Source organism: Achromobacter veterisilvae, from assembly GCF_037619525.1.
Taxonomy (GTDB): domain Bacteria; phylum Pseudomonadota; class Gammaproteobacteria; order Burkholderiales; family Burkholderiaceae_B; genus Achromobacter; species Achromobacter veterisilvae.
This window is the reverse complement of the sequence record NZ_CP148753.1, coordinates 1,620,670-1,638,600: the sequence shown is the minus strand read 5'-3', so window position 1 is coordinate 1,638,600 and position 17,931 is coordinate 1,620,670. Positions and strand designations below refer to the sequence as shown.

Below are 17,931 nucleotides of genomic sequence, written 5' to 3'. Positions count from 1 at the left end.
CGACTGAGGAAAACATGTCTGACATTGCATTTGCCACGCTGGGCGAACTGGCGCAAGGCCTGGCCGGCGGCCGCTACAGTTCGGTGGAACTGGCGCGGCACTACCTGGACCGCATCGACCGGGCCAACCCCGCGCTGGCCGCCTACGTCAGCGTCGACCGCGAAGGCGCGCTGAAACTGGCCGAAGCCGCCGACGCGCGCCGCCGCGCGGGCTACGGCCTGCTCGGCCCGCTGGACGGCCTGCCCGTGGCGGTCAAGGACCTGTGCGACATCCAGGGGCAGGTCACCACGGCCGGCTCGCAAGCCTGGCGGCAGCGCCGCAGCGAAGTCACCGCCACGGCCGTGACCCGGCTGCTGGACGCCGGCATGGTGGTGCTGGGCAAGACGCACATGGTGGAGTTCGCCTTCGGCGGCTGGGGCACGAACCCCGTGATGGGAACGCCGCGCAACCCCTGGGACCTAGTCCGCGCCCGCATTCCCGGCGGCTCGTCCAGCGGCTCCGGCGTGGCGGTCGCTGCGGGCCTGGCGCCCGCCGCGCTGGGCTCCGACACCGGCGGCTCGGTGCGCATTCCCGCCGCGCTGAACGGCATCACGGGCCTGAAGACCACGCGCGGCCTCATCAGCCTGCACGGCTCGGTGGCGCTGTCGCATACGCTGGATTCCATCGGGCCGCTCACGCGCGACACGCGCGATGCGCTGCTGCTGACGCAGGCCCTGTCCGGGCCCGACCCGCTGGATGCCGTGACGCGGGGCGTGCCCCCGTTCCGCTTCCTCGAACCGCACGCCGGCGCGAGGCCGCTGCGCGGCATGCGCATCGCCATCATGCCGGCGGCGCAGTATCCCATCGCGGTCGACGCGGCGGTGCAAAGCGCGCTGGACGACGCGCGGCGCGTGCTGGCGGGCCTGGGCGCGGAACTGGCGGAAGCGCCCTTCCCCTTCGACTTCCACGACATGATGCTGCGCAACGGCCTGATCATCGCGGCCGAGGCCTATGCGCAGCACCGCGACTACATCGAGGACGACAGCCTGCCCATCGGCCGCTACGTGCGTTCCCGCGTGGTGTCCGGCAAGGGCGTGGGCGCCGCGGATTACATCCGGGCGTTGCAGGCCCACGCCCAGGCCTGCGCGGCCTGGCAAGACTGGATGCGCGATATCGACGCCGTCCTGGCGCCCTGCCTGCCCTTCGCCGCCTGCCCGCTGGAAGAAGTGGACGAAGCCGCCACGCCGCTGGCGGCCTTCACCCGGCCCGGCAATTACGTCAATGCCTCCGGCCTGGCCCTGCCCGCCGGATTCACCGCCGACGGCCTGCCCATCGGTGTGCAACTGCTGGGCAAGCCCAACGGGGAAGGCGCGCTGGGCCGCATCGGCATGGCGTTCCAGGCGGCGACCGACTGGCACCTGCGGCGGCCGGACCTGGCGGCCGCAGGCCTATAGCGCGGCGGCGCCCGCCCTCGCCGGCTTGGCTCTCGGCGAGCCTTTCGGCTTGTGGCGGGCGGTGCGCAGGGCCAACGCCGCGTGCAGCGCGGCCAGCGCCCACAGCGCCAGATCCATGCCCGCGTAGACCCAGTCCCCTTGCGCGAGGCTGCGCCACAGGCCCCGCGGCGTGACGAGGGCATTCAGCGCGGGCAGCAGCGCCAGCAGGGCGCACGCGAGCCACAGCAACTCCACCCAGGCGCGCTTGGGCGGCCGCGCCGCGGTGTAGGCGGCCGCCAGCGCCCAGGTGATGAAGAACAGGTGGATCTCCCAGTCCGCCCTGGCGGGCACGCCGCGCGGCAACAGCCGGTTGCCCCACAGGAACGCGGCCATGGCGACGGACAGTCCGGCGATCGCCGCGATGTTGAGCCGCTCCACCAGGCGGAAACCGAAATACGGCCGGTCCGGGTCCGGCAGTTTCGCCCTGCGCTTGACCGTCCAGAGCACCAGGCCGGTTCCCACCATGGCCGTGCCCGCCAGGCTCACGAGGAAGTAGAGCCACCGGACCAGCGTGTCGCCGAACCGCCCCAGGTGCAGCGCGTAGAGCACGCCCCGCGTCTCCGCCGCCGGGCCGACTTCGTCGTGGCTTTGGAGCAGCCGCCCGTTCGTGCCGTCGAACACCAGATAGCGCGGGCTGACCGACACGCGCCCGTCCTCGCCCCGCACCATCACCACCCGCGCCGCCGCATCGCCCGGATTGTTGACCGTCACGCGGCCCACCTGGTCCTTCCCCCAGCGCGCTTCGGCCTGCCTCAGCATGTCTGCGACGGAAGCCAGCGGCGCACGGGCTCCGGCGGGCGGCCCGGCCGGCACCAGGGCGCTCATCTGCGCGAAAAGCGCCTGGCGCGCGGGCGGCGTCTTGAAGGCCGCGTCCGCCCCCCAGGGCATATAGAGCAGCATCAGCATCACCAGCCCGCTGTAGGTGATCATGAAATGGAACGGCAGGCCCAGCACCGACAGGGCCACGTGCGCATCCAGCCACGAGCGCTGGCCCTTGCCCCGGCGGAAGGTGAAGAAGTCCGCGAAGATCTTCTTGTGCGTGATCACGCCGCTGACGATCGCCACCAGCATGAACATGGCGCACAGGCCGACGATCCATCGCCCCGCCATCGTCGGGATGTAGTGCAGATTGAAATGGAAGGTATAGAAGAAATCGCCGGCCCGGGTGTCCCGCGCCGACAGCTCGTTGCCGGTGGCGGCGTCGAAGACGCCGTTCTTGAAGCGCGGCCCGCCCCGCCAGAACGCCGGCACCGCGGGATTGCGGGCGGTGGGCAGGGCGATGCTCCACTGCGCCGAGCCGGGCGCATGCCGTTCGCCCATGGCGTCGACCATCCGCTGCGCGACCTCGGCCGGGTCCAGCCGCTGCTGCGCGGCGGGCAGCTCGGGCCGCATCCAGGCCGACAGCTCGTCGCGGAAGTAGCTCACCGTGCCGGTGAGGAACATGGCGTAGAGGATCCAGCCGGCGAGCAGGCCGGTCCAGATGTGCAGGTCGGACATGGTCTGGCGGATGCCGCGCGCCTTGCCCGCGGCCGGGCGTGAGGAACTCATCGCGAAGCGCCCTCAGGCAAGCCAGGCCGCCGCGAGCAGCGGGATCGCCGCCACCGCCAGCCCCGTCCACGCGCGCCGCGCCGAGCGCACCGCGAACACCCACACCACCGCGCCCGCGTACAAGAGGAAGCTCGCCATCATGCCGGTGAAGACGGCTTCGGTGCGCGCCAGCGGCAGCGCCAGCGCGGCGACGGAGGCCAGCGCCGCGAGGGCGTACCCGCCGAACAGGGCCGCCGCGATCCGGGAGACCAGGGGAAAGGGAATCGGGCGGCGGCCGGTCACGCGCGCGGCCTCTTACTTGGCGGGCGCGGCGGCCGGGCCCGCGGGGAACGGGGCCGCGCCGTCGGCCTTGACGAAGCTCAGCGTGGTCACGTAGTTGATGCCGTCGTACTTCTCGGCGCCGGAGGCGCCCGCGCGTTCGCCGGGATTGCGGTCGATGTGGCTGGCCTCGATGACGTACTGCCCCTTCCACGGCAGGTCGAAGCGGACCTTGCCCTGCTCGTCGGAATGCGCTTCCTTGCCCCAGCCGGACTGCACGGCGACGGCGACCTTGGCCTTCGGCAGCGGCTGGCCCTTCAGCAGGACCTGGAATTCCCCGGCCGCGCCCGTCGGGACCACGTCCAGGGCGAGCTTCGGTTGCTGAGCGGCGAAGCCGGTGACATAGCGGGCCGCCGGCCAGACCCAACTGGTGATTTCCTTGTCGCCCTGCTTGAAGGTGCGCAGCGGGAAGACAGCATCCTCGACGGCGATGCTCTGGCCCTGGCCCGCGCCGGCGGACAGCACGAAGCCGTTGGCGGCCTTGGTGACGGTCAGCGGCGATTCGCCCTTGGCCGAGATCAGGGTTGCCGCCGGTTTGCCGAAATGGTCCAGCAGGCCGGGAGAGGTTTCGCGCAGGTTCTCCGCGAACTCGCCGAAGCGCAGCACCGCGGCCTTGCCGTCGGCCTGTTCCAGCCAGGCCTGGTGCGCCTGGGCCGTCGCGGCCAGGCCGAGGGTGGCGGCGATCAGGGTGAGGATTTTCTTCATTCAAGTCTCCAGACAGGGGAAAGGATCAGAATTCGACGCTGGCGGACAGAAGGAACGTGCGCGGCGCGCCCAGGCCGTTGCCGAGGCCGCCGGCCCAGTACGCCTTGTTGGTGAGGTTCAGCACGTTGGCCCGCAGCGTGACCGGATGGTCGGCGACCGTCGCGCGATACCGCGCGCCGACGTCGTAGACGGTGCGCCCCGGCACCGACAGCGCGTTGTCGGCGCTCACGTATTGCTTGGACATCGAGACGACGTTGCCGGTGAGCGTCAGGCCCTGCAGCACGGGCACGTCCCACTCCACGCCCAGCTTGCCCTGCCACGCGGGCACGCCGGTGGCCGTGCGCCCCTGGTTGACGCCCCCGGCCGTTTTGGTCAGCTTGGCCTGCGTATAGGAAATGCCGCCCAGCAGCCGCAGGTCGGGCGTGACCTCCCCGAAGAAACCGAATTCCAGCCCCCGGTTGCGCTGCTCTCCGCCGAAGGAATACACGTTGGTGAACGGATCCGTATAGGCGCTGGGCCGCTCGATCTGGAATGCGCTGACGGTGCCGGCGAAGCTGCCCAGGTCGACCTTGACGCCGACTTCGCGCTGCTTGGTCTTGTAGGGCGGGAAGACCTGGCCCGCGTTGACCGCGGTGACGGGCGCGGTCGCGCCCTGGCTCAGGCCTTCGATGTAGTTGCCGTAGAGCGAGAGCCGGTCCGTGGCCTTGACGAGCAGCGCGAACGCGGGCGTGTTGGCGCCGGCATCGTAGCGCGCGGTCCGCTCGCCGGTCGCGGGATCGAAAGTGTCGCTGACCACGTTCTGGCGCCGCACGCCCGCGGTGAACAGGACGCGGTCGCCGGCGAACGACAGGGTGTCGGCGATACCGTAGCTGGTGGTGCGCAGTTCGGCCGTCTTGGGCAGCGTGGCATGCCGGAAGCTGGTGTCCACGCCCGGGCCCCAGACCGGGTCATAGATGTTGGTGATCCAGTCCTTCGCAAGCATGTTGCGCTGGAAGCCGAATTTGTAGTCGTGCTGATAGTAGGTGCCGGTCAGGGCCAGTTCGTGGCCCACGCCCAGCGTCCTGAAACGCGCCCGCGTGCCGATTTCCGCGGAGTTCTTGGCGATCTGGATGCGCTGGAAAGAGAAGTTGTTGCGGTAGTCGCCGCGGTCGTTGAAGATCGTGTTGGTCGAGGACGCCAGCGACTGGAAATCGGTTTCGCTGTTCCCCCAGGCGGCGTAGGCGGTGAGGTTGTCGGCGATGTCCACCTCGCCGCGCAGCATGATGGCGTCGTCCTTGGTATTGGTGAAGGTCCAGTCGGGGGCCAGCAGAGTGTCGGGCCTGGGCGGCTTGGGCACGCCCACGCCGGGCGCAAGGGAGACGCCGCGGTTCAGGCCGTTCAGGTGGTCTTCGCTGGTGTAGAAATCGGCGGACAGCCTGACGCGCCGGGTTCTCCAGTCCAGGCCCAGCGCGGCAAGCTTGGTGCGCTTCGACTGGTCGTCGACGCCGGTATCGCCGTCGCGGTAGACGCCGTTGAAGCGGATGCCGAACAGCTTCTCGTCGCCGAAACGCTGCCCCACGTCCACGTGCACGCCGAATTGCGAATCCGACGCATAGGTGCCGGTGACGCGCGCCAGCGGCTTGTCGCCGGCCCGCTTGGGCACGACGTTGATGCTGCCTCCGACCGAGCCGCCCGGCGGCATGCCGTTCAACAGGGCGGAAGGCCCTTTGAGGACTTCGATGCGCTCGGCCAGTTCGGCCGTCGCGCGGTAGTACGGAATCATGCCGTAGAGCCCGTTGTAGGCGATGTCGTTCGCCGAAACGCCGAAGCCGCGCAGGTTGAAGTATTCGGTGATCATCCCGGTGCTGCCGTTGAGATAGACGGCGGGGTCGGTCAGGCCGATCACGCGGTAGACGTCCTGGGCCTGGATGTCCTGGATGTAGTCTTCGGTGTAGACGATGGTGCTGAAAGGCGTTTCCATGAAGTCCTTCTCGCCCAGCAGCCCCACGCGCCCGCCGGTGGCCACCTGGCCGCCGGCGTAGGCCGGCGGCAGCTCGCCCGCTGCGCGGCCCGTCACGGTGATGGCCGGCAGCGCGGCGACGCCTCCTTCCGATCGCGGCGCATCCGGTATGCGGCGCAGCGTGTATTCGCCCCGCCCCTCGCGCTCGGCCTGCAGGCCCGTTCCCGCCAGCAGCAGGTCCAGCGCCTCGGCCGCGGTGTGGCTGCCGCTCAGGCCGGCGCTGCGCAGGCCCGCGGTCAGGCTGGCGTTGACGGAAATCGACACCCCGGCCTGGCGCCCGTAGCGGCTCAGCGCCTGGTCGAGCGTGCCGGCCGGAATGTCGAAACGCCGCAGCGCTTCCGCCGAGGTCTCCGTGTCCTGCGCCCGGACGGGCGCGGGCGTGGCGATGCCCGCGAGGCCCATGACGGCGGACAGCAGGACGGGCACGAACGGAACGAGAGGCGGCGGCGAGGCGTGACCCAGAGCCATATACGGATTCCTTGATGCTTGTTGATGGTCAGAAGCACCGCGGAACATCCCGTACGAGGCGCAGTCAGGCGCGGCTTCTACAGAGGAGGCCGCAGCAGACCGCAAAACCTGCCGCTTATTTTGTTACTGAATGTTTAGGCTCGGCATTGCCGCTCATCGCGGCCCGACAGTGACCCAATAGCGCGTATAGCGGCTGACGCGCACCGGCAGCCTGCGCTCCAGCGCGTCCAGAATGCGGTCCGTGGCGTCCGGGCCGTCCAGCGGCCAGGCGCCGGTGATGCGGAGGTCCGCCACGCCGGGCGCGCAACGCAGCCTTCCCGGCCGGTAGCGGCCCAGGTCGGCCAGCAAATCCGCCAGCCGCATGCCCTCGGCGCTGAACGTGCCGTCGACCCAGCTATGGCCGGCCTCGTCCAGCGGAACGGGCGCGTGGATGCGCTTGCGCGTGAACCGCGCCTGCTGTCCCGCCATCACCAGCGCGGTCTCGCCGTCGGGCCGGCCATCCGCGTAGATGCGGACGGCGCCCTCGATGACCGCCAGCCGTGTCGGACTGCAATCCGCCTCGTCGGCGACATGGCGCACGGTGAAGCGCGTGCCCAGCGGCACGAGCGTGCCCGCCGGGCTCTCGACCACCAGCGGACGGCCCAGGGCATCGGCCGCGGTGGCGACCAGGATCTCCCCTTCGCGCAGCACGATGCGCCGCTCGCTGCCGCTGAACCGCAGGTCGACCGCCGTCGCGGTGTTCAATTGCAGGTGCGTTCCGTCTTCCAGGACCAGGCTGCGGCGTTCGCCCGTGCCGGTGCGCAGGTCGGCCAGCGCGCCGGCAAGCTGGCCGCGCCAGGGCAACTGCGCTTGCGCGAGATAGAACGCCGAGCCTCCCAGGCCGGCCCATGCCAGCGTCTTGAGCGCGCGCCGCCGGCCGGAGGTGGAGGCGGCTTTCGTCAAGGCGGCGTGCGTTGCCGCCGGCGCCAGGCGCGCCGCGCCGCCCCGCAGCCGGCCTCCCATGACCTCGAACCGCGACCACGCCGCGGCATGCGCGGGACTTTCCGCGCGCCAGCGCGCGAACGCCGCGTGGTCCTGCGCGGTCGCCGTGCCGGACGCCAGCAGCACATACCACTGGATGGCGGCGTCCACCGCGTCTTCGGGAACGGGAGGCTCGGCCGCGGGCGATCCGTCCCGCGGCCGAAGGGAGGTGGCGCTCACGGCGCCGCAAGCGCGCAGGGCGCGCAGCCGCCCGCGGCCCTATGCATAGAGCGCCTTGTAGCAGTGCGCCACGGCGCGCGTCATCGCCTTCTGCACGACGTTCACGCTGAGCGCGAGCTTCTCCGCGATCTGCGGATAGGTGTAGCCCTCGATTTGCGAATACAGGAATATCTCTCGGACGCGATCGGGCAATCCGTCGATCAGGCGAGCGATCTCTTCCAGCGTTTCGAGAATGAGCGCGCGCTCTTCGGGCGACGGCGCCAGCGGCTCGGGCTGCGCGCTCAGCGCGTCGAGCCACGCCTGCTCCAGCGTCCGGCGCCGCCAATGGCTCACGACCAGTCCGTTGGCGATGGTCGCGAGATAGGCCCGCGGTTCCTGGATGGCGTCGCGCTGGCGCCTGCCCAGGATCCGCACGAAGGTGTCGTGCGCCAGGTCCGCGGCCTCGGAAGCATTGCCCAGCTTGCGGCGCAGCCACCCCTGCAGCCATCCATGATGGTCGGAGTACAGCGTTTCGACGATCGAAGAAGAGGATTGCTCAGTCACTGCCCACCACCCCGGCATTGCGGACGCATATGCTAAATATAAATAAGAACCATTTGCGATGTTAAGCGATGGATGGCCAAACCTCAAGGCCGTCCCGGCCGGCGCGGGCTCAGCGCAGCCCGCAGGCCGGCTTCAGCAGCGCTTCCAGCCAGTCGGCGAACACCCGCACGCGGTGCGAAGGCGGCCGCCGCTGCGGATAGAGCAAGGTCATGGGCATGGGCCCGGGCCGATGGTCAGGCATGACTTCCACCAGTTCTCCGGCGGCGATCTGCGCCTGCACGTCGTAGGCCGGGATCTGGATCAGGCCCAGCCCGGCCACGCAGCATGCGATGTAGGCCTCCGCGCTATTGACCGTGACGCGGCCGCGCAGCGGCTGGCTGCGCGTCGCGCCGCCTTCCTGCCATTCCCAGGGCGCCGGCCGTCCGGTAGTGGGCGAGGCATAGTTCACGCAGTTGTGCCGCGCCAGGTCCGCCGGCGCTGCCGGCACGCCGTGGCGGGCCAGATAGGACGGGCTGGCGACGTTTATCAGCGGCAACATGCCGATGGGCCGCGCCACCAGGCCGGAGTCCGGCAAGGCGCCCACCCGCAGCACGCAGTCCACCCCTTCCTCGATCAGATTGACGGCGCGGTCGGTGACGCCGAGCGCGATGTCGATCTGCGGATACGCCTCCAGGAAATCCGGCAGCGCCGGCGCGACGATCAGGCGGCCCACGCGCCCCGGCACGTCGACGCGCAAGGTGCCGCTGGGCCCGCCCGCGGCGTGGCGGAAGAGATTCTCGGCCTCTTCCATGTCGGCGATCAGGCGCAGGCAGCGCTCATAGAACGCCGCGCCTTCCTGCGTGGGCGCGACCTGGCGCGTGGTGCGGTTCAGCAGCCTCGCGCCCAGCCGCCCCTCAAGCTCCTGGACGGCGGCGGACACCGTCGAGCGCGGCAGCGCCAGCGTGTCCGCGGCGCGGGAAAAATTCGCGCACTCGACGACGCGGGCGTAGACCCGGAACAGGTCGATGCGATCCATGGGCGGCTCTCCGGCGCGGGCTGGGCCGCGCATTTTATTGTTCGTTATTTCTGGATAGATATACCAGGATTATCGGTTTTATCCTGATTTTCTGGAATATATCATCGTCCGCAGAGGGCTTGCATCGGGCGGGCCGGACAGCGGAGACGGACATGGCGGACCATGGCATCAAAGGCAAAACGGTCATCATCGCGGGCGGCGCGAAAAACCTGGGCGGCCTGATCGCGCGGGATCTCGCGCAGCAAGGCGCCAAGGCGGTGGCAATCCACTACAACAGCCCCGGCTCCCGGGAAGACGCGCAAGCCACGGTGGCGGCCGTGCAGGCCGCGGGCGCGCAGGCGGTGGCGCTCCAGGCCGACCTGAGCACGGCGGGCGCGATGGAGCGGCTTTTCGCCGACGCCGTGGCCGCGGTGGGCAGGCCGGACATCGCGATCAACACCGTCGGCAAGGTGCTGAAAAAGCCCTTCACCGAAATCACCGAGGCGGAGTACGACGAGATGGCGGCCGTGAACGCCAAGTCCGCCTTCTTCTTCCTGCGCGAAGCCGGCCGGCACGTCAACGACGACGGCAAGATCTGCACGCTGGTGACCTCGCTGCTGGGCGCCTATACGCCCTTTTACGCCGCCTACGCCGGCACCAAGGCGCCGGTCGAACACTACACGCGCGCGGCCTCCAAGGAATTCGGCGCCCGCGGCATTTCGGTGACGGCGGTGGGCCCCGGCCCCATGGACACGCCCTTCTTCTATCCGGCCGAAGGCGCCGATGCCGTGGCGTACCACAAGACCGCGGCCGCCCTGTCGCCGTTCTCGAAGACCGGGCTGACCGACATCGAGGACGTGGTGCCCTTCATCCGCTTCCTGGTGTCGGACGGCTGGTGGATCACGGGCCAGACGATGCTGATCAACGGCGGCTACACCACCAAATAGGCCGCCCGTTCCGGGGCGAAGGCTAAGGCTGCGCCTGCGCGGAGCCCTGTGCCTGCGCCTGCGCCTCGGGCGCCGGGGGCTCCCAGCCGCCGCCCAGCGCCACGATCAGGTTCACGCTGGCGGTCAGGCGATTGCCCAGCAGGCTCAGCGCATTGCGCTCGCTGCTGAGCGCCGTGGCGTCCACCACGGCCACGCTCAGATAGTCGACCAGGCCGGCCTTGTACTGGTTCTGGATCAGCCGCAGCGACTCGCGCGCGGATTCGAGCGCGCGGCGCTGCACGACCTGTTCGCTTTCCATGACCCGCAGTTGGATCAGGTAGTCCTCGACCTCGCGCAAGCCCGTCAGCGCCGCCTGGCGGTAGGCGGCGGCCTGCGCGTCGTAGGACGCGCGGGCCTGCTCGACCTGGGCTTCGCGCGCGCCGCCGTCGAATATCGTCATCGCCAGCGCCGGCCCCAGCGACCAGAAGCGGGCCGGCGCGGTCAGCAGGTCGGCGAACTGGCCGTTGCGGAAACCGCCGTCGGCCGACAGCGTCAGGCTGGGGAACCAGGCGGCCTGCGCCACCCCGATCTGCGCATTGGCGGCCGCCGCGCGGCGTTCCGCCGCCGCCACGTCGGGACGGCGTTCCAGCAGTTCGGACGGCAGGCCCACCGGGATCTGCGGCAGGCGCAGCGCGAACACCGCGGGCGGCAGGCTGAACTGGGACGGCGCCTGGCCCATGAGCACGGCGATGGCGTGCTCCAGTTGCCCGCGCTGCCAGTCCAGGTCGATGGATTGCGCGCGCGTGCTTTCCACTTGCGTGCGCGCCACGGCCACGTCGGCCTGGCCCGCCACGCCGACGGCATAGCGGTTCTGCGTCAACTGGAGGGACTTTTCGTACGCCGCCACCGTGGCGTCCAGCAGGCGTTTCTGCTCGTCCAGCACCCGCAACTGTAGATAGGACTGCACCAGCGCGGCCTGCGCGCTCAGGCGCGTGGCGCCCAGGTCGGCCAGGCTGGCCGCGGCGCTGGCTTCCGAGGATTCGACGCTGCGGCGCACCCGGCCCCACAGGTCCACTTCCCAACTGACGCTGCCCGTCAGCGAATACTGGTTCGACACATTGCTGCCCGACGCCGACGACGAGCCGCTCTGGCCTGCGCCGCTGCCCGAGCGCGTCAGGCCGGCGCCCGCGCCCACCGTCGGGAAGAAGCCGGCGCGCGCGCCGCGCACCAGCCCCAGCGCCTGCCGGTAGTTGGCCTCGGCCTGGGCGACGGTCTGGTTCGAGGCGTTCAGGCGCTCCACCAGTCCGTTCAGGGTGGCGTCGTCGTACACGCGCCACCATGCGCCGCGGTCGGCGTCGTCGCTCGGCCGGGCCGGCTTCCAGCCCTCCACCTCGCCCTGCCCTTCCTTGTAGGCCGCGCCCACGTCCAGGGCCGGCCGCTGGTAGTCGGGGCCGACGGCGCAGGCGCCCAGCAGCGCGCACAGCGCCGCGGCGGCGGCGCCGCGGGAAAGGAAGGCATTCGGGAAGAACTTGGCGTTGCGCATCATGTTTGTTCTGGGGTAGCGGCCGATCCGTTCCCGCGGGCGCGCCCGCGCGCGGCCCACAGGCGGAAACGGTCCAGGTAGAGATAGACCACGGGCGTGGTGTACAGCGTGAGGATCTGGCTCAGGACCAGGCCGCCCACGATGGTAATGCCTAGCGGCTGGCGCATCTCGACGCCGGCGCCGGTGGCCAGCACCAGCGGCAGCGCGCCGAAGATGGCGGCCATGGTCGTCATCATGATCGGGCGGAAGCGCGTCAGGCACGCCTGGAAGATGGCGTCGCGCGGGCTCATGCCCTGGCCGCGCTCGGCCTCCAGCGCGAAATCCACCATCATGATGGCGTTCTTCTTGACGATGCCGATCAGCAGGAACACCCCGATCAGCGCGATCAGGGTGAAGTCGTAGCGCACCAGCAGCAGCGCCAGCAGCGCGCCCAGGCCGGCCGACGGCAGGGTCGACAGGATGGTCAGCGGATGGACGAAGCTTTCGTACAGGATGCCCAGCACGATATACATGGTGACCAGCGCCGCGAGAATCAGCCAGGGCTGCTGCGCCAGCGTCTGCTGCAAGGCCGCGGCCGTGCCCTGGAAGCCCGCCTGGATCTGGTCCGACGGCAGGCCGATGCGCGCCACCGCCGCGTCGATGGCGTCGGTGGCCTGGCCCAGCGACACGCCCGGCGCCAGGCTGAACGACACGGTATCGGCCACGAACAGCCCCTGGTGCTGCACGCTGAGCGGCGCGTTGGCGTTCTGAAGCCGCGTGAACGCCGAAAGCGGCACGCGCGCGCCCTCTGCGGTGATGACCTCGACCTGCCTGAGCGATTCGATGTCCTCGGCGAACTTCGGGTCCACGCCCAGCACCACGTGGTACTGGTTCAACGGCCCGTACATCACCGACACCTGGCGCTGGCTGAACGAATTGTTCAGCACGGTGGAAATGGTGGCCATGCTGACGCCGAGCCGGGTCGCGGCCTCGCGGTCGATCACCAGGTCGATCTGGCGGCCCTTGTCTTCGACGTCGGTGTCCACGTCCGTGATCTCGGGGATCTTCGCCATCGCCTGCTGCACCTTCGGCATCCAGGTGCGCAGCAGTTGCAGGTCGCCCGACATCAGCGTGTAGTCGTACGAGCCCTGGCTCTGGCGCCCGCCGATGCGGATGTCCTGCTGCGACACCAGGAACATGCGCGCGCCCGGCATGTTCTGCAGCCTTCCGCGCAGCCGGTTGATGACCACCTCGGCCGACACCTTGCGCTCTTCCAGCGGCTTGAGCTGGATCTGCATGAAGCTGCTGTTGCTGCCGCCGCGGCCGCCGGCGTAGCCGGTCATGCTCTGCACCGCCGGATCCGCCAGCACCACCTTGCGCAGCGCCTCCAGCTTGGGCAGGGTCGCCTGGAACGACGTGCCCTGGTCGACGCGGAAAAAGCCCAGCAACTGGCCCGTGTCCTGCTGCGGAAAGAAACCCTTGGGCACCACCGTATAAAGGTACACGTTCAGCCCCACCGCGACGGCCAGCGTCAGCATCATCAGGCGGCCGTGTTCCAGCGCCCAGCGCAGCGAACGGCGGTAGCCGCCCAGCATGGCCTCGAAACCGCGTTCCGACCAGCGCGCCAGCCTGCCGGGCGGGCGCTTTTCTTCGGGCTCGTTGCGCAGCAGGCGCGCGCACATCATCGGCGTCAGGGTCAGCGACACCACCAGCGACACCAGGATCGCGGCCGACAGGGTCACGGCGAATTCGCGGAACAGGCGCCCGACCACGCCGCCCATCAGCAGGATCGGGATGAACACCGCCACGAGCGACAGGCTCATCGACAGCACCGTGAACCCCACCTCGCGAGAACCGCGCAGCGCAGCGCGCATGGGCGACATGCCGCGCTCGACGTGGCGCATGATGTTCTCGAGCACCACGATGGCGTCGTCCACCACGAAGCCCGTCGCCACGATCAGCGCCATCAGCGATATGGTGTTCAGCGTGTAGCCGCAGAGGTACATGATGCAGAAGGTGCCGATCAGCGACACCGGCACCGCCACGCTGGGAATGATGGCCGCGCGCCAGCGCCGCAGGAACAGCAGCACCACCAGCACCACCAGGCCCACCGCGATGACCAGCGTCAGCTCCGCCTCGTGCAGCGAGGCCCGGATGCTGGGCGTGCGGTCCTGTGCCACCGTCATGGTCACGTCGGCCGGCATCAGGGCCTCCAGGACCGGCAACTGGGCGCGCACCGCGTCCACCGCCTCGATGATGTTGGCGTCCGCCTGGCGCCGCACGATCATCAGGATGGCCTTGCGGTCGTTGTAGAAACCGGTCTGGTACAGGTCTTCGACCGAATCCTCCACCTTGGCCACGTCCGACACCCGGACGGGCGCGCCGTCGCGCCAGGCCACGATCAGCGGCCGGTACTGTTCGGCGCGGCTGAGCTGGTCGCTGACCATGATCTGCCAGTGGTAGCGGTCGTTCTCCAGGACGCCCTTGGGGCGGTTGGCGTTGGCGTTGGCCAGGGTCGCGCGCAGTTCGTCCAGCGACACGCCGCGGTTGGCCAGCGCGCCGGGCAGCACGGTCACGCGCACGGCCGGCAGCGAACTGCCGCCCACCGTCACCTCGCCCACGCCCTCCACCTGCGACAGCTTCTGCGCCACGATGGTCGAGGCGATGTCGTAGAGCTGGCCCTGGCTGAGCGTGTCGGAGGTCAGCGCCAGCGTCATGATGGGCGCGTCCGACGGATTGGACTTGTGGTACGTGGGGTTGCTGCGCAGGCCGGTCGGCAGCAGCGAGCGCGCCGCGTTGATGGCCGCCTGCACGTCGCGGGCGGCGCCGTTGATGTCGCGCGAAAGATCGAATTGCAGCGTGATGCGGGTGGACCCCTGCGAGCTGCTGGACGTCATTTCGGTCACGCCGGCGATGCTGCCCAGCGAGCGTTCCAGCGGCGTGGCGACGCTGGAAGCCATGGTCTCCGGACTGGCGCCGGGCAGGCTGGCCGATACCGAGATGGTGGGAATGTCCACCTGCGGCAGCGGCGCCACCGGCAACAGGAAAAAGGACAGCAGGCCTGCCAGCACGACCGCCAGGCTCAGCAGCGTGGTCGCCACCGGCCGGACGATGAAGGGCGCCGACAGGATCATGACGCATCCTCCGCCGCCGGCGCGCGCGCGCCGCGCCAGCGGCGCGACATGCGGTCGAACATCAGGTAGATGACCGGCGTCGTGAACAGCGTCAGCACCTGCGACAGCAGCAGCCCGCCCACCATCACCAGGCCCAGCGGCTGGCGCAGCTCGGCGCCGGTGCCGGACGACAGCATCAGCGGCAGCGCGCCGAACAGGGCGGCCAGCGTCGTCATCAGGATCGGGCGGAAGCGCAGCAGCGCCGCTTCATGGATGGCCGCCCGCGGGCTCAGGCCCCGCTTGCGCTCCGCGTCCAGCGCGAAGTCGATCATCATGATGGCGTTCTTCTTCACGATGCCGATCAGCAGGATGATCCCGATGATGCCGATCATGTCGAGTTCGGTGCCGCTGATCAGCAGGGCCAGCAGCGCGCCGACCCCGGCCGACGGCAGCGTCGACAGGATGGTGATCGGGTGGATATAGCTTTCGTACAGCACGCCCAGCACGATGTACATCGTGACCACGGCCGCCAGGATCAGCCACAGCGTGCTGGACAGCGAGTTCTGGAACGCCAGCGCCGCGCCCTGGAAGCGCGTCTCGACGCCGGTGGGCAGGCCGATTTCGGCCTCGGCCGCGGCGATGGCCTCGACCGCGTCGGACAGCGAGGCGCCCGGGGCCAGGTTGAAGGACACCGTCACCATGGGGAACTGGTCCAGCCGGTTCACGGCCAGCACGGTCTTGCCCTCGGTGATGTGCGCCACGGACGACAGCGGTACCTGCCCGCCCGCCGAGGTGGGGATGTGGATCTGCCCCAGCGAGGCCGGCGTCATCTGGAACTGCGGCTGCACTTCCAGCACCACGCGGTACTGGTTGGACTGCGTGAAGATCGTGGAGATCAGCCGCTGGCCGAAGGCGTTGTAGAGCGCCTCGTCGATCACCGCCGCCGTGATGCCCAGCCGCGAGGCCGCGTCGCGGTCGATCTCGACCCAGGTCTGGAGGCCGTCGTCCTGCAGGTCGTCGGTCACGTCCTTCAGGCCCGGCACCTGCCGCAGGCGATCCAGCAGCCTGGGCGTCCATTCGCTGAGCACCTTCAGGTCGGGGTTGGACAGCGTCATCTGGTACTGCGTGCGGCTGACGCGGTCTTCGATGGTCAGGTCCTGCACCGGCTGCATATAGACCGTCAGGCCATCCTGCCTGGCCAGCGAGGCTTCCAGGCGGGCCATGACCGCGCGCAGGTCGCCCTCGCGCTCGGCTTGCGGCTTGAGCGCAATCTGCATACGCCCCGCGCTGAGCGTGGCGTTGCTGCCGTCCACGCCGATGAACGAGGACACCGCCTCAACGTCCGGATCCTCCAGCACGAGGCGCGCGGCCGCCTGCTGGCGCTCGGCCATCGCCGGGAACGAAATGGATTGCGGCGCCTGGGTGATCGCCTGGATCAGGCCGGTGTCCTGCTGCGGGAAGAAGCCCTTGGGAACCACCATGTACAGCAGCACCGTCAGCGCGAACGTCGCCAGCGCCACCAGCAAGGTCAGCGGCTGGTGGCGCAGCACGACTTGCAGCCAGCGGTCGTAGCCGGCGATGACGCGGTCGATGAAGGCGCCGGTGGCCTGGTGGAAGCGGCCGTGCTTCTGCTCGGACTCGGCGCGCAGCAGGCGCGCGCACATCATCGGCGTCAGGGTCAGCGACACCACCAGGGAAATCAGGATGGACACGGCCAGCGTGATGGCGAATTCGCGGAACAGCCGCCCCACCACTTCCGTCATGAAGAGCAGCGGGATCAGCACGGCGATCAGCGAGAACGTCAGCGAGATCAGGGTGAAGCCGATCTGCGCCGCGCCCTTGAGCGCCGCCTGCAAGGGCGTTTCGCCCTCTTCGATGTGGCGGGCGATGTTCTCGATCATGACGATGGCGTCGTCCACCACGAAGCCGGTGGCGATGGTCAGCGCCATCAGCGTCAGGTTGTTGATGGAGAACCCGGCCAGATACATGATGCCGAAGGTGCCCACCAGCGACAGCGGCACGACCACGCTTGGAATCAGCGTGGCCGTCATGCTGCGCAGGAACAGGAAGGTCACCATGACCACCAGCGCCACGGCCAGCAGCATTTCGAACTGCACGTCGGCGACCGAATCGCGGATGGTCTGCGTGCGGTCGGACACCACGGTCACGTCCAGCGTGGCGGGCAAGGCGGCGCGCAACTGCGGCAGCAGTTGCTGGATCCGGTTGACCACGTCGATCACGTTGGCGCCCGGCTGGCGCTGGATGTTGAGCAGGATGGCGGGCTTGTCGCCGGCCCAGGCGGCCTGGCGCGTGTCTTCGGCGCCCTCCACCGCGCGCGCCACGTCGGACAGGCGCAGCGGCGCGTTGTTCTTGTACGCGATGATCAGGTCGTTGTAGTCGGTGGGCGTCTTGAGCTGGTCGTTGGCGTTGATGGTGGTGGAACGCTGCGGGCCGTCCAGGTTGCCCTTGGGCTGGTTCACGTTGGCGCCGACGATGGCCGTGCGCAGGTCCGACAGGGCCAGGCCGTTGGCCGCCAGCGCCTGCGGATTCACCTGCACCCGCACGGCGGGCCGCTGCCCGCCCGCCACGCTGACCAGGCCCACGCCGGGAATCTGCGACAGCTTCTGCGCGACCCGCGTGTCCACCAGGTCGCGCACCTGCGGCAGGGGCATGGTGGGCGAGGTGATCGCCAGGGTCAGCACCGCCGCGTCCGCCGGGTTCACCTTGTTGTAGGTCGGCGGCACCGGCAGGTCGCTGGGCAGCAGGTTGGAGGCGGCGTTGATGGCCGCCTGCACCTGCTGCTCGGCCACGTCCAGCGGCAGGCTGAGGTTGAACTGCATCGTGATGACCGATGCGCCGCCCGAACTGGTGGACGACATCTGGTTCAGGCCCGGCATCTGCCCGAACTGCCGCTCCAGCGGGGACGTGACGAGCGAGGTCATCACGTCGGGGCTGGCGCCGGGGTACAGCGTCACCACCTGGATCGTCGGATAGTCCACTTCCGGCAGGGCCGACACGGGCAGCAGCCGGTAGGCGATGAAGCCGGCGATCAGGATGGCCACCATCGACAGCGTGGTGGCCACCGGGCGGAGGATGAACAGGCGCGACGGGCTCACGGCGTTT

At 69.7% G+C, this 17,931-nt stretch carries 12 protein-coding genes; 2 read left to right on the top strand and 10 right to left on the bottom strand.

Going from position 1 to position 17,931, the window contains the following annotated elements:
* The first annotated feature begins 14 nt into the window (after positions 1 to 14).
* Positions 15 to 1,433 (top strand): amidase, encoded by a 1,419-nt coding sequence (locus WHX56_RS07595; RefSeq protein ID WP_338880903.1) that lies wholly within the window; start codon positions 15 to 17, stop codon positions 1,431 to 1,433.
* Here WHX56_RS07595 and WHX56_RS07590 read toward each other — a convergent pair.
* From WHX56_RS07590 to WHX56_RS07560, 7 genes are all read right to left on the bottom strand, one after another.
* On the bottom strand, positions 1,428 to 3,020 hold the full coding sequence (locus WHX56_RS07590) for a PepSY-associated TM helix domain-containing protein (RefSeq protein WP_338880902.1): 1,593 nt from the start codon (positions 3,018 to 3,020) through the stop codon (positions 1,428 to 1,430). The two genes, WHX56_RS07595 and WHX56_RS07590, sit on opposite strands and share 6 nt — an antisense overlap.
* Before the next feature lie 12 nt (positions 3,021 to 3,032).
* Positions 3,033 to 3,302: a DUF3649 domain-containing protein gene (locus WHX56_RS07585; RefSeq protein WP_129241556.1), complete on the bottom strand. Its 270-nt coding sequence runs from the start codon at positions 3,300 to 3,302 to the stop codon at positions 3,033 to 3,035.
* A 12-nt stretch (positions 3,303 to 3,314) separates the two neighbouring features.
* Entirely contained in the window at positions 3,315 to 4,043 is a 729-nt protein-coding gene (locus WHX56_RS07580) for a DUF4198 domain-containing protein (protein WP_338880901.1), read from the bottom strand.
* Positions 4,044 to 4,068: 25 nt separating this feature from the next.
* Positions 4,069 to 6,510, bottom strand: a complete 2,442-nt coding sequence (locus WHX56_RS07575) for a TonB-dependent siderophore receptor (RefSeq protein ID WP_338880900.1) — start codon at positions 6,508 to 6,510, stop codon at positions 4,069 to 4,071.
* Between the two features lie 153 nt (positions 6,511 to 6,663).
* Positions 6,664 to 7,710, bottom strand: a complete 1,047-nt coding sequence (locus WHX56_RS07570) for a FecR domain-containing protein (protein ID WP_338880899.1) — start codon at positions 7,708 to 7,710, stop codon at positions 6,664 to 6,666.
* 39 nt (positions 7,711 to 7,749) lie between these two features.
* Positions 7,750 to 8,253: a sigma-70 family RNA polymerase sigma factor gene (locus tag WHX56_RS07565; protein ID WP_338880898.1), complete on the bottom strand. Its 504-nt coding sequence runs from the start codon at positions 8,251 to 8,253 to the stop codon at positions 7,750 to 7,752.
* A gap of 109 nt (positions 8,254 to 8,362) precedes the next feature.
* Positions 8,363 to 9,268 carry a LysR family transcriptional regulator gene (locus WHX56_RS07560; protein ID WP_338880897.1) on the bottom strand — a complete coding sequence of 302 codons (906 nt, stop codon included), beginning with the start codon at positions 9,266 to 9,268 and terminating at the stop codon, positions 8,363 to 8,365.
* Positions 9,269 to 9,420: 152 nt separating this feature from the next.
* On the opposite strand from WHX56_RS07560, the gene WHX56_RS07555 reads away from it, so the two are divergent.
* Positions 9,421 to 10,194, top strand: a complete 774-nt coding sequence (locus tag WHX56_RS07555) for an SDR family oxidoreductase (RefSeq protein WP_287751941.1) — start codon at positions 9,421 to 9,423, stop codon at positions 10,192 to 10,194.
* A 22-nt stretch (positions 10,195 to 10,216) separates the two neighbouring features.
* On the opposite strand, the gene WHX56_RS07550 is transcribed toward WHX56_RS07555, so the two are convergent.
* Genes WHX56_RS07550 through WHX56_RS07540 form a run of 3 tightly spaced genes read right to left on the bottom strand, consistent with a single transcriptional unit; the run spans position 10,217 to position 17,924 of the window.
* Complete coding sequence (locus WHX56_RS07550; protein ID WP_338880896.1) at positions 10,217 to 11,719, bottom strand: efflux transporter outer membrane subunit; 1,503 nt, start codon at positions 11,717 to 11,719, stop codon at positions 10,217 to 10,219.
* Entirely contained in the window at positions 11,716 to 14,829 is a 3,114-nt protein-coding gene (locus tag WHX56_RS07545; protein ID WP_338880895.1) for a multidrug efflux RND transporter permease subunit, read from the bottom strand. The genes WHX56_RS07550 and WHX56_RS07545 overlap by 4 nt, the downstream gene beginning before the upstream one ends.
* A complete protein-coding gene (locus WHX56_RS07540; RefSeq protein WP_422393643.1) occupies positions 14,826 to 17,924 on the bottom strand; it encodes an MdtB/MuxB family multidrug efflux RND transporter permease subunit in 3,099 nt (1,032 codons plus the stop codon). Before WHX56_RS07540 ends, WHX56_RS07545 begins: the two co-directional genes overlap by 4 nt.
* Between the last annotated feature and the right edge of the window lie 7 nt (positions 17,925 to 17,931).

Excerpts from the sequence above, each read along its gene's own strand:
- WHX56_RS07595 (WP_338880903.1), top strand. The coding sequence starts at position 15 with ATGTCTGACATTGCATTTGCCACGCTGGGCGAACTGGCGCAAGGCCTG.
- WHX56_RS07590 (WP_338880902.1), bottom strand. The coding sequence starts at position 3,020 with ATGAGTTCCTCACGCCCGGCCGCGGGCAAGGCGCGCGGCATCCGCCAG.
- WHX56_RS07580 (WP_338880901.1), bottom strand. The coding sequence starts at position 4,043 with ATGAAGAAAATCCTCACCCTGATCGCCGCCACCCTCGGCCTGGCCGCG.
- WHX56_RS07575 (WP_338880900.1), bottom strand. The coding sequence starts at position 6,510 with ATGGCTCTGGGTCACGCCTCGCCGCCGCCTCTCGTTCCGTTCGTGCCC.
- WHX56_RS07560 (WP_338880897.1), bottom strand. The coding sequence starts at position 9,268 with ATGGATCGCATCGACCTGTTCCGGGTCTACGCCCGCGTCGTCGAGTGC.
- WHX56_RS07555 (WP_287751941.1), top strand. The coding sequence starts at position 9,421 with ATGGCGGACCATGGCATCAAAGGCAAAACGGTCATCATCGCGGGCGGC.
- WHX56_RS07550 (WP_338880896.1), bottom strand. The coding sequence starts at position 11,719 with ATGATGCGCAACGCCAAGTTCTTCCCGAATGCCTTCCTTTCCCGCGGC.
- WHX56_RS07545 (WP_338880895.1), bottom strand. The coding sequence starts at position 14,829 with ATGATCCTGTCGGCGCCCTTCATCGTCCGGCCGGTGGCGACCACGCTG.